The sequence below is a fragment of the Chryseobacterium sp. P1-3 genome (assembly GCF_000738495.1).
Classification (GTDB): Bacteria; Bacteroidota; Bacteroidia; order Flavobacteriales; family Weeksellaceae; genus Chryseobacterium; species Chryseobacterium gallinarum.
On record NZ_JPEQ01000007.1, the window covers coordinates 636835 to 648958 of the forward strand.

At 39.8% G+C, this 12124-nt stretch carries 13 protein-coding genes; 6 read left to right on the plus strand and 7 right to left on the minus strand.

Going from position 1 to position 12124, the window contains the following annotated elements; genetic code table 11:
* Positions 1-15: 15 nt before the first annotated feature.
* Both HX13_RS11540 and HX13_RS11545 read right to left on the minus strand, forming a co-directional pair.
* Positions 16-1068 (minus strand): helix-turn-helix domain-containing protein, encoded by a 1053-nt coding sequence (locus tag HX13_RS11540; RefSeq protein WP_050021182.1) that lies wholly within the window; start codon positions 1066-1068, stop codon positions 16-18.
* A 227-nt stretch (positions 1069-1295) separates the two neighbouring features.
* Entirely contained in the window at positions 1296-2165 is an 870-nt protein-coding gene (locus tag HX13_RS11545) for a helix-turn-helix domain-containing protein (RefSeq protein WP_050021183.1), read from the minus strand.
* A 354-nt stretch (positions 2166-2519) separates the two neighbouring features.
* On the opposite strand from HX13_RS11545, the gene HX13_RS11550 reads away from it, so the two are divergent.
* From HX13_RS11550 to HX13_RS11570, 6 genes are all read left to right on the plus strand, one after another.
* Positions 2520-3242, plus strand: a complete 723-nt coding sequence (locus tag HX13_RS11550; protein ID WP_238555257.1) for a GTP 3',8-cyclase MoaA — start codon at positions 2520-2522, stop codon at positions 3240-3242.
* A 10-nt stretch (positions 3243-3252) separates the two neighbouring features.
* A complete protein-coding gene (locus HX13_RS24140) occupies positions 3253-3510 on the plus strand; it encodes a hypothetical protein (protein ID WP_238555300.1) in 258 nt (85 codons plus the stop codon).
* A gap of 2 nt (positions 3511-3512) precedes the next feature.
* Complete coding sequence (locus tag HX13_RS11555) at positions 3513-4715, plus strand: molybdopterin molybdotransferase MoeA (RefSeq protein ID WP_050021184.1); 1203 nt, start codon at positions 3513-3515, stop codon at positions 4713-4715.
* A gap of 38 nt (positions 4716-4753) precedes the next feature.
* Positions 4754-5230: a cyclic pyranopterin monophosphate synthase MoaC gene (gene moaC / locus HX13_RS11560; RefSeq protein ID WP_050021185.1), complete on the plus strand. Its 477-nt coding sequence runs from the start codon at positions 4754-4756 to the stop codon at positions 5228-5230.
* The gene (locus HX13_RS11565) at positions 5211-5822 is read left to right on the plus strand and encodes an NTP transferase domain-containing protein (RefSeq protein WP_050021186.1); all 612 of its coding nucleotides are present in this window, start codon (positions 5211-5213) and stop codon (positions 5820-5822) included. The genes moaC and HX13_RS11565 overlap by 20 nt, the downstream gene beginning before the upstream one ends.
* Before the next feature lie 67 nt (positions 5823-5889).
* The gene (locus HX13_RS11570) at positions 5890-6930 is read left to right on the plus strand and encodes a HesA/MoeB/ThiF family protein (protein WP_050021187.1); all 1041 of its coding nucleotides are present in this window, start codon (positions 5890-5892) and stop codon (positions 6928-6930) included.
* A 22-nt stretch (positions 6931-6952) separates the two neighbouring features.
* On the opposite strand, the gene HX13_RS11575 is transcribed toward HX13_RS11570, so the two are convergent.
* The 5 genes from HX13_RS11575 to fdhD are packed head-to-tail and all read right to left on the minus strand — an operon-like array spanning position 6953 to position 12104.
* Positions 6953-7870 carry a bestrophin family protein gene (locus tag HX13_RS11575; protein WP_050021188.1) on the minus strand — a complete coding sequence of 306 codons (918 nt, stop codon included), beginning with the start codon at positions 7868-7870 and terminating at the stop codon, positions 6953-6955.
* A 28-nt stretch (positions 7871-7898) separates the two neighbouring features.
* A complete protein-coding gene (locus HX13_RS11580; protein ID WP_050021189.1) occupies positions 7899-8384 on the minus strand; it encodes a molybdopterin-dependent oxidoreductase in 486 nt (161 codons plus the stop codon).
* A gap of 28 nt (positions 8385-8412) precedes the next feature.
* On the minus strand, positions 8413-10809 hold the full coding sequence (locus tag HX13_RS11585) for an FdhF/YdeP family oxidoreductase (RefSeq protein ID WP_050021190.1): 2397 nt from the start codon (positions 10807-10809) through the stop codon (positions 8413-8415).
* A 23-nt stretch (positions 10810-10832) separates the two neighbouring features.
* On the minus strand, positions 10833-11186 hold the full coding sequence (locus HX13_RS11590) for a DUF7009 family protein (protein ID WP_050021191.1): 354 nt from the start codon (positions 11184-11186) through the stop codon (positions 10833-10835).
* Positions 11187-11234: 48 nt separating this feature from the next.
* Positions 11235-12104, minus strand: coding sequence for a formate dehydrogenase accessory sulfurtransferase FdhD (gene fdhD / locus HX13_RS11595; protein WP_050021192.1), 870 nt, complete (start codon positions 12102-12104; stop codon positions 11235-11237).
* Positions 12105-12124: the final 20 nt, after the last annotated feature.

Genomic DNA, 12124 nt, shown 5'->3' on the forward strand with positions numbered 1-12124 from the left:
AAAGTCGGACCTTATTTAACCTATTGATTTTCTGTAATCTGTAGGAGTCATTTGAGTTTCTTTTTTAAAGGCGGTATAAAATGATGATTTGGAATTAAATCCTACCTGATAGAGCACTTCAAGTACTGTTAACTGTGGCTGGGTTCCAAGAAGTTCTTTGGCTTCGTTGACTCTAAACTCATTGATAAAGTCAAAAAAATGCCTGCCTGTATGTTGATTTATTAATGAAGACAATTGTTTTTCAGGCATATTCATCTGGTATGCCAGCTTCTGCAAAGTAAGTTTATCATCAAGGTAAGGCTTCTCAGCCTCCATAAACTGCACTAGGGTTTTCAGCTGTGCCGGCTCTTCCTTAGGCTTATCCCCGGGCTGTACAGGAACAAGTTCCTTATTGATTCCCGTCAGAAGGTTAGGACGATATAAAGCATTCAATACAAACCAGCTGATGATAAACAAAACAAACAGAGAACTGAATGTATATAAATAAAGAAAAACCCTTTCATTATCCTTTACCATTCCCCTTATCAGTACAAAGAAGTTCCCGATCAAAAAAAGGATAGTAGTCTGCATCAGCCATCTGTAGGTAAGATTATAATCACCGGAATAGTTTTCCTGATACTGTTTCCGGAAAGTTCTCAGTGTTACAAATACCGCAATGATATAATAATAGTATTGAATGATCGAAATTATGTCAAATACCCGGTCATTTTGTTCTGTAATCCCATTGCCGGCAAACCAGCAAAAAAAGAATACAAAAGGAACTGCATGTAAAAGATGCTTTTTGCTGAGGGTAAAATTATAGTAGCATGCCGCATTAACATATAAATAATATAAAGGCATTTGCAACAAAATACTGGCCAGCTTGAATGCCTTAATCATTCTGTTATCCGGTGGCGTAAGAAAAAAACCTGAAAGATCTATAACAGAAACCAGCAAAAAGGCAGCAAACAAATAATCAGGCAGTTTTCTTCCTGACTTTGCCGTAATCAGAAAAACACTTAAAAGCAAAAACAGGAAGAATATAATTTTGCCTACGTCATGGATGAGGGTCATATCTTCTAATTTCATATCGCAAAAAACAACAAATAATAGGGGCTGATTGGTTCAATATACTCACTTATAAAGTTACTGTTTTCCTGCATTAAAAATCGACCGGTTACTATTTATTTTTAATGTGCCCTATGGTCTCTCCTCATTTCGTCGTATCAGGCAAATTATTATACAAATCGGCTTTGGGAAAGGCACGATCAATTATAAAGTATTGTTTTTGGCTCATTTAATATGCTCATAACCTGTTATTCAGCAGGCTGCTGACCGGTGTTTTCAAGTTTCTTCCTGTAATTTTTGGGTGTTAACCCTGCTTTTACCCTAAATAGATATGAAAAGTGGGAAAAATTTTGAAAGCCTAATTCAAAAGCAATCTCTTTAATGGATTTATCTGAACTATGTAATAAATTTTTGGCTTCGAGAATAATTCTTTCTTTGATGAACTCAAGAGGAGAAATCTGGTATTGTTTTCTGCAGATAACGCCAAGATAATTAGGGGTAATGCATAGCTCTTCAGCATAAAAAGATACATTTTTCTGGGTTTTATAGTATTTGTCTACCAGCATATGAAAGCGAAATGCCAAATTATCCGGTGTACTGAGTGCCTTATGCCCGTAAGCATGCTCTACCCAGAGATTAATAATAAGGGCCAGAAGACGTACCCTTGCATTAATAAGTTCCGGGAAAACAACATCGGCAGCAATTTCTTTCCTGATTGCATTAAACTCCAGGCTGAACCGATGATAGGTTTCATCATCCGGCTGAATCATTTCATACTTGCTATAGGAAGAAAATGTAAATTTAAGTGTAGGAGAGAATGTCTTCAGTATTGCATCATTAATGATGAGCCTTCTTCCAACAGTATCCGGAGACAGGTTCCATTTATATTCTCTCTTAGGAAGATGTATGAATAATTGCCGGGCCTTCAGGTCATATTGATTCAGTCCCGTAATACATTTTCCGCCATCACATTGATCCAGCAAGATAATGGTAAAGCAGTTCTCCGGGAAAAAATTTAATGATGCGGCATTGATTTCATCCTGAAAAACAACATCTATTCCCTTATTAAAGACCTCTTCTACCGAATTTTTATTAATCAGTTCTTTATCTATTATCATTTTATTCTTTTTTCAACACAAGGCGGATTATCATATACTAATTTATGAAAATACACCATATCTTGTTTTCTTCTGTCTGGCAATATATTTTTATAACCCGCCAGCAGCGTGCAAAGATACACCCTCTTCCCGATTCTGAAATATCAGGAATTGTGACAGAATTATCATCTTTTCACACAATTGGATCCGTTATTTTATATTTTAAGGCTTATATAAATTCTATCTAATCTCTTTTATTCCTGACTTTTAAGGTGTATAGCTCAGTTTTTAAGACTTATTTTTCATTATTGGGTTTTTTGGCGTTTCGGGAAAACAATAAGTATATTTGTATAAGGTTCTTTTTTTCTTATTACCATGTTGACAGACAAATTCGGAAGGCAAATTAATTATCTCAGGCTGGCTATTGTAGACCGCTGTAATCTCCGCTGTACGTATTGTATGCCGGAAGAGGGTCTTACATGGATTAAACAGAATGAGTTAATGACCGATGAGGAAATGGTGCGCCTATGCTCTGTTTTCACATCACTGGGCATTGATAAAATAAGAATAACGGGAGGTGAACCTTTTGTAAGGAAAAACAGCATTGAACTTATTGAAAAAATATCACAACTGGAAGGGCTTACCGATATCAGTCTAACAACAAACGGCCTCCTTACGGAACCATATATTCCGCAGCTTAAAAAATGCGGAATACGATCTGTCAACCTTAGCCTTGATACACTAGATGAAGAAAGGTTCTTTACAATAACCCGCAGGAAAGGCTTTGATAAAGTAATGAAAACACTGGACTCTTTACTAAGGCATGGTATCAGGGTTAAAATCAATGCGGTAGTGATGGAAAAACAGAATATTGAAGATATTATCCCATTGGTATTGCTGACTCGGGAACTTCCTGTAGATGTCCGTTTTATAGAAGAAATGCCTTTTAATGGAAACAAGGATATGGCAGCTTCTCTAAGCTGGAATCATCAGAAAATTTACACCTATATCATAGAACATTTTCCTGATCTTATAAAAACGGAAGATCCTAAAAGTTCCACATCATATCATTATAAAAGTTCCGGGGTTTACAGGTGAAGTTGGAATTATTGCGGCCTACACCCGTTCATTCTGTGGAGACTGTAACAGGATCAGAATTACTCCTACCGGGCTGCTCAGAAACTGTTTATACGAGGGAGGAGGTATTAATCTGAAAGATGAACTGCGATTGGGGAAAACCGATGAAGAACTTAAGAATATTATTATCAGCAGCATACAACAAAAACCCAGGGACGGATGGGAAGCGGAAAAACAAACGATGAACGCTTCTCAAATTCATCAGTCTATGGCGACAATAGGAGGATAACTATGGAAATGATTACCGTACAACAGGCAGAAGATATTGTACTTTCCCAGGTTCAGGATTTTGGAAAGGAAAATATTTCCTATGACCGTGCATCAGGAAGGGTACTTGCAGAAGATATTCTTGCAGACAGAGACCTTCCTCCTTTTGACAGACCCACTGTAGATGGCATTGCCATCCACTATGATTCTTATGAAAAAGGAAACCGCTCTTTTATTGTACACGCAATACAATCTGCAGGAGAGCCTTCAATATCAATCCAATCAAAAGATGAATGTATAGAAATAATGACGGGTGCAGCGCTGGATCCTTCGGTAGATACAGTGATCCGCTATGAAGATATTTCCATTATTGACGGGGTCGCTTATCTTGATGTTGATATTAAAAAGGGGCAGAATGTCCATTTGAAAGCAAAAGATAAAAAGATGGGCGAAACTCTTGTCAGGTCCGGTCAGTTGATTACTCCTTCCATTATCGGAATTGCTGCTTCTGCCGGGAAGACGGTTTTATCCGTAAAAAGGCTTCCGAAAGTAGTTATTATTACAACAGGAGATGAGATGGTGTCCCCGGAATCTGATCCCAGCTCTTTTCAGCTGAGACGCTCCAACGGAATCACCATGCAGTCTGTTTTAGAAAAATATAAGATTAAAGCAGATATGATCCATCTTAATGATGATTATGAACAAATTAAAAGAGAACTTTCCCGCTGTCTGGATGAATATGATGTGTTACTCATGAGCGGTGGCGTTTCAATGGGGAAATTTGATTATTTACCTGAAATTTGCGATGAATTGGGAGTACAAAAACTCTTTCACAAAATCAAACAGAGACCCGGAAAACCCTTCTGGTTTGGTAAAAATAAAAATCGGAAGCTTGTTTTCGCATTCCCGGGCAATCCGGTTTCTGTATTTATGTGCCTTCACCGGTATTTTATTCCCTGGCTGGAAAAAACGCTGAATATTTCCGGAAGCTCTCCACAATTTGCCATTTTACAAGACGATATTGATTTTCCTGTTCCGCTTCAATATTTTGCACAGGTAAAGCTTAATGTGAATGAATCGGGACAGCTAACTGCTGAACCTGTCAGTACAAATGGTTCCGGAGACTTTTCCAACCTTGCCATCACCCATGCTTTTATGGAGCTTCCTTTGGAACAAAGTACCTTCAGAAAAGGCGAAGTGTACAAAATATGGAAGTATAATTTTTGAAAAGCTTTAATTGTACACTATAGATTTAAAAGAAAAATATGTCAGACTTTACCCATCTTAATAAAAGCGGACAACCTGCCATTGTAGATGTAGGCAATAAAACTGTGACCAACAGAAAGGCAGTAGCCCGGGCAATTATTGCATTACCTGAAAATGTCCTAAAGGCTTTGCAGCAAGACAATTTCAAAACCAAAAAAGGATCTGTTTTCCAGATTGCAATTATTGCCGGAATTATGGGCGCTAAAAAAACGAGTGAACTGATCCCTCTTTGCCACCCCATCGGACTTGATAACTGCAATCTACAAATAGAGCTGAATGATAACAACGAAATTGTGATCGAATGTACAGCAAGTATTGAGGCCAAGACCGGCGTGGAAATGGAGGCCCTTACCGGAGTCTCAGTAGCAGCATTAACCATTTATGACATGTGTAAGGCATTGAGCCATGACATCGTGATCAAAGAAATTACCCTAATAGAAAAATCCGGCGGAAAAAATGATTTCAAAAGAATATAATATCGTCCCTCCTGTAAAAGGGCTTGTTTTAGCCGGGGGAAAAAGTACAAGAATGGGACAGGCTATGGACCTGCTTACCTGGCATGGAAAAGAGCAGCGCTATTTCGCAGCAGACTTACTGGCTCCGTTTTGTGATGAGGTATTTATTTCATGCAGGCAAGATCAACTTGAAAATTTCGATCCGGATTACCAGCCGCTTACAGATACTTTCCTGAATATAGGGCCTTTTGGCGGAATTCTTTCTGCACTTCGTGCCCATCGGGATACCGCATGGCTGGTGGTAGCCTGTGACCTGCCTTTGTTAGATCAAAAATCATTAGAATTGCTGGTAAAATCCCGGGATCCGGAGAAAGTTGCCACTACCTATCAAAGTCCTTTTGACGGATTACCGGAACCACTAATTACCATCTGGGAACCTAAAAGCTACCCTCTCCTGTTAAATTTTCTGGGGATGGGAAATACCTGCCCAAGAAAGGTATTAATAAACAGTGATACTCATATTTTGCAACCTATCAATCCGGAAACATTGATGAATGTGAATACTCCTGAAGAAGCAGAGAAAGCGCATGAAATCTTAAAAAATAATACCTGAAAAATATTTATACCGTACAATTGAAGTTTCCTGAAATATGCATGTGTCACGGCTAAAATAAAAAGTTATGAATAATTCATTTGATCGCTATCAATGTCAGATTGCCTTACCGGGATTTGGTATATCATCCCAGGAGTTGCTTAGTAATGCCAAAGTCCTGATCGTAGGAATGGGTGGTCTTGGCTGTCCGGCCGCTCAATACCTTACGTCTTGTGGTGTGGGAACTATAGGTATTGCGGATAATGATATTGTATCTGTAAGTAATTTACACCGCCAGATATTGTATACTCAGGATGATATAGGATTGCCTAAGGTGGATGTAGCTGCAAAGAGACTGCAATTGCAGAATCCTTCCGTTTCTGTTATCTCTTACCGGCTGAGGGTTTCTTCTTCCAATATTATGGAACTGATCTCAGCCTATGATCTGGTGATTGAAGGAACCGATAATTTTGAAACAAAATGCCTTCTCAGCGACGCCTGTGTACTGGCCGGAAAACCTTTGGTATATGGAGCTATCTACCAACACGAAGGACAGGTAAGCATCTGGAACGTATTGCAAAAAGACGGCACCTATTCCCCTCATTACCGTGATGTTTTTCCTGAGGCCGAGCAATCGCAGGTTCCTAATTGCAGAGAAGCCGGGGTAATTCCTACCCTGGCAGGAATAGTAGGCTGTATGCAGGCCAACGAAGCAATAAAGTACTTAACCCGGTCAGAAGATATATTAGCAGGAAAATTATGGATGATCAATCTGTTAAGTGGCAAAACACAAATTATTAAACTCAGAAACAAAACTACTGAAATCACCAGTTTACCGCAATCGGTTCCCTGCATTACCTTCGAAGATTTGATGGAGCATCAGACCCGTTTTGAGGTTATCGATGTTCGTACCGGAAATGAACACCGGGAATTTAATATCGGAGGGGAGAATATTCTTTTGGATGAATTACAGGATCATTTTCAGCGGCTTTCCCATATTTCCCTGCCTATTGTTTTCTATTGCCAATCAGGGAAACGAAGTGCTGAAGCTGTTCAGCTTATTCAGAAGAATTTTCCTGAAAAGGAAGTGTTTTCCCTACAAGGCGGTTTAAACAAGATCCGAAAATAAAAACGAAATTATGTTGGAGCTGTCAGTCAATAATATTCTGATTAACTTTTTGTGAAACTGCAATATGTTCTCCTGCAATTTCACGGATGGTTTCATCAATCATTATACACATACTGTTAAGAGCAAGATCATTAGCCTCTGTTCCGAACGGCTCCTCAATTTCATCTGCAATTGCTTCAAAGGCTACAAATGTATAGGCTACAAAAACAACAATAAGCGGTGTAAACCACGCTAATGAATCTACCAGGCCAAAGGGTAACAAAAAACAGTAAATATAAACGGTGCGATGCAATAAAACCCTGTAGCTATAAGGAATCGGAGTAGAAACAATACGCTCGCAGCCTCCTACAATATCTGAAAGTTTATCAAAGTTTTCATCCAACCGTGCCTGCTGAATAGAGTCTATAATTCCTTCATCTTTCCTCTTTTGTACCCACTCCGCCATTAGCCTCATGATAACGGCAGGTTTATATTTTGATTCCATCACTATTGCCAATTGATCTTCTTTAAGATTATGCTGCAGATCATCGTAAGGATCTGTTCCTCTGAGCTGATGTTTCAATGCAAAGATAAAGGCACTTAACAGCTCTACAAAGTCATGAACAGCAAGATTATTTTCATTCTGCTTTTTCAATGTAAGGGCCTGGCGTGTCAATGATCGTGCTGTATTCAGTAGGGCTCCCCATAGCTTACGTCCTTCCCAGAACCTTTCATAGCTTGCATTATTCCGGAATCCGAGGAACAGGGCAAGCACAAAACCGAATAGTGTTAATGGTGCAGGATTAAGAGGAATTTTAAAAGAAAAAATGATCCCGTGAAAGTAAACCACTACCAGGGACAAAATAAAAAGTATAAAAAGACGGGGCAGTAATCCCGGTAAAACGGAACCATGCCAGACAAAAAGCATTTTAAACCAATGTTCTTTTTTCCTGATAATCATACAGTATCTGTAAAGCCTTTGTTTAGAATTAATTTTTAATATGTCCTACACTCAATGATGCCAGCTGGTAGGAACTTCTTGCAGGCTTTTTTTCTCCCTCAGTAATGAGCCTGAGTGGGCCTTTTGATTCCGGTAACGGGTTTCCGTCCATCTTATAGGCAATAATGACATTTTTATCTGCAATGGAAGCATCCAGTTCGGCCAATGAAAATAATACCTGGTACCCGTCTGTACATTTTGCAAGCACATATTTTGCAAGGTTTTCACCATGCAGCTCCTTTCCTGAAGGAACTCCGGCCTTTGCCAGTATATCCTGTAACGAAACCCCTGCATATGTATGAGTTTTTCCTTCTTTATCCCGTAATGAGGCTTCTTTCTCCGGCATTTTTGATAAATCGGATACTGTAAGTTCTAAAGGTTGAGATACCTCTCCGCCCACTTTGAGTTTAAATCCTGACTGGCACCACATCCATCCTGAAACCAACAGGAATGCCACAGGTAACATTTTCTTCATATTATTATCTATATCGGATTATCAAGTGTTATGGTCTTTGAACCGCTCCCCGGTAGAGCATTTCATCTACTTTTTTATACACTTCAGGGTCGTGTTTCTTTATTTTGATTTTTACGTATTTAGAGGCCGGCATATTGCTTTCTTTCACAACATTGTTCACGGATACCAATACATTTGTCTCCGGGAAATAGGTTACGGTACTTTTTTCAGGGATCTGATAGGAAACAATAATAAACAAAGGCGCTACTCTTTCAATACCGTCATCGTAATTATAAAGGTCTACCCTGTCTCCAGCCTTAAAGCCTGCTTTATCAATATCATTCTGGTTCATAAATATAACGCGGCGTTCATTTTTAATTCCCCGATACCGGTCATCCAGTCCGTAAATAGTTGTATTAAACTGGTCGTGGGTACGTGTGGTAGCCATCATATATTCATCGGGGGCGAGAGTATTATGCGGTATTTCCGTTAATGTAAACGGGGCCCGCCCTCCCAGGTTTTTTGCAAAGCTTTGTTCATCCCTTGCCGCATTGGGAAGGTAGAATCCTCCTTTTTTCCTTGCCCGGATATTGTAATCTTCAAATCCCGGAATGCATTGTTCAATATCATCTCTCACTGCATCATAGCTGTCATGATACCGTTGCCAGTTTACTACAGATCTTTCTCCCAATGTTGCCATAGCCATACGGCATACAATCTGGGTTTCATTGATCAGATTGTCTGAAACGGCGTCCAGCATGCCTCTTGAGCTCTGAACAACTCCCATTGAGTTTTCAGTGGTGATAATCTGTAATTCTCCATTGACAATATCTTTATCACTTCGTCCGTAGGTAGGGAGAATCAATGCCTCTTTACCATGGACGAGGTGTCCTCTGTTCAGCTTGGTGGATACACAAATCAACAGGTTTAGCTTTCTCATAGCATTGGCGGTATATGTGGTATCGGGAGTTGCTGAGATAAAATTTCCTCCCATACAAAACATTACTTTTATTTTTTCTTCATGGATTGCTTTTATGGCCCGTACTACATCATATCCATGTTTACGGGGCATCTTAAATCCATAGAATTTTTCCAGACGGTCGAGCTGTTCATCAGTAGGTTTTTCGTCGATCATCATTGTTCTGTTTCCCTGTACATTACTGTGTCCCCGTACAGGGCAGACTCCTGCTCCCGGAATACCGATGCTTCCTTTCAGTAAAAGAATATTAAGGATTTCCCGGATCATATCTACTCCGTTAGGCTGCTGAGTAAGCCCCATTCCCCAACTGATAATAATCCGTTTTTTGAACGCCAGTATTTCTGCAGCTTTTACCAGATCTTCCCTGGAGACTCCTGAAAGGGCTGCCAGTTCATCTAATTGGTAATGATCGAATTGCTTCAGGAAGTCTTCATACCCTACTGTTTTTTCCTTGATAAAACCTTCATCGAAGACTTTACCCGGATTATTTTTTTCAAATTCTATGAGTAATAGTTCAAGGGCTTTCAACAATGCCATATCACCATTAATCTTTACAGGCAGGTAAAGGTCTGCAAGCTGCACGCCTCCTCTAAGGACAGCTTTTACACTCTGCGGATTAATAAATCCCATCAAACCGGCTTCCGGTAATGGATTGATGGCAATAATCTTGGCGCCGTTCTTTTTTCCTTTGGCTAAAGCGCTCATCATCCTTGGAGCATTGGTCCCTGGATTTTGTCCAATGATCACGATCACTTCAGCTTCATGAAAGTCTTCAAGAGTTACGGTACCTTTTCCTATTCCTATAGTAGGCCGTAATGCAGATCCGGAAGTTTCGTGGCACATATTGGAACAGTCAGGCATATTGTTCGTTCCAAATTCTTTTGCAAACAGCTGATACACAAATGAAGCTTCATTACTTGTTCGTCCTGAAGTATAGAAAGCGGCTTCATCCGGTGATTCAAGGGCATTTAAATGCTCTGCAATCTTTTTAAAAGCATTCTCCCAGCTGATCGGTTCGTAATGGGTAGCTCCGGGTGCCAGATACATGGGATCGGTTAACCTTCCCATCTTGCCTATCTGATAATCATCCAGTTTGGCAAGGTCGTATACCGAATTTTGTTTAAAAAACTCAGGTGTTACTCTTTTGGTTGTTGCTTCTTCAGCAAGTGCCTTTGCGCCATTCTCACAATATTCTCCAAGCACGGAGCGTTCATCATCGGGATCAGGCCATGCGCAGCTCGGGCAGTCAAAGCCATCCATCTGATTCATTTTGAATAGTGCCCTCATCCCCCTGACCGGAGTTTTTTCTTCAAACAGATCACTAAAAGCGGCCATTACAGCCGGTACTCCTGCTGCAGCTTTTTCCACATGGGTCAGCTTTAGGTCAAGTAAAGTAAAGGGATTTTCAGCGTTGGGTTCCCTTCTGATTGCTTCTTCTATTTCTTTCTTTTTGTTATAGTCTTCCATGCCCTTGGATTTTTATTGTGTGATTAACATGTAAGGTTCGGATTCGGATAGTTGTCACTCTGATCTTCTTCCATGGTATTATCAATACATACGAAGTCTTTTTCTACCAGAAGTTTTACTGATCCGGTTTGCCCGTCGAATCCTACCGTATCTGTAGATACCAATGCATTAACCATAGTCTCAGGTATCTTCATTACGATTTTGTTTTCAATAAATGCAGCGGATAATGCTTCATCCTGTGTCTTTTCAATCATATAGATAAACGGTCTGTCTACAAACTGAGTAAAGCTGGAGACCATGCCTTTTTCACCTAATTCCGAAACTTCAGACTGTGTTAAACGAAACCTGACTGAATTATCTTTTATTCTAATTTTCATCTCTTTATTTTTTTACAGACACACGGTTCATTCGTGGTTCATAAGGTTTTATTTTATAATTTCGTGGCAGTTACTTTTATGATATATATTCACCCGGTTATCCCGAAGAAAGCCCAGTAAGGTTATATCAAATTCTTTTGCAAGGTCAATGGCAAGGCTGGATGGAGCTCCAATAGCTGCTACAAAAGAGATTCCTGCCATAGCAGCCTTCTGAATAAGTTCAAAGCTCGCTCTTCCGCTCAATACTAAAATTTTATCCTGAAGAGGAAGCTGCCCGGTCATCAGGCTATGTCCGATAAGCTTATCCAATGCATTGTGTCTTCCGACATCTTCCCTCAAGGCCAATAAATTACCATGTATATCAAAAATTCCTGATGCATGGATTCCTCCTGTAGCACTGAAATTATTTTGAAAAGACTGCAGCTTTCCTGATAGCTGGTATAAAGTATCCAACGTTACTGCACACGGCTGTTTTTGAAGGTCCTGAAAAGAGCTGACAGTCCTTATGGACTCAATAGAACCTTTTCCACACACCCCGCAGCTGGACGTTGTATAAAAATTGCGATCGGCCTTCATCAGCTGGGGAATAAAATCTTCTGTAAGATGTACGACCATTATATTTTCACGGTTTCTGGAACATTCTGCCTCCGGATGTTCTGCTTTTTGAATCTGATGATAGCCGGAAATTATTCCTTCAGTAAACAGAAAACCTATTGCCAGTTCAGTATCATTACCCGGTGTCCTCATGGTTACAGATATGTTTTTACTTTCTTTTTGTTCCTTACAGCCATAAGAAATCCGTATTTCGAGGGGCTCTTCTATTGAAATATCATCCGTACAGGCATAACTGTCATGATCTTTCGCCCTGATAATATCTATCCGGCGTACAGATGTAGTTTCTGATGTGTTGGTTTTCATATCTGAGAACTGGTATAGTA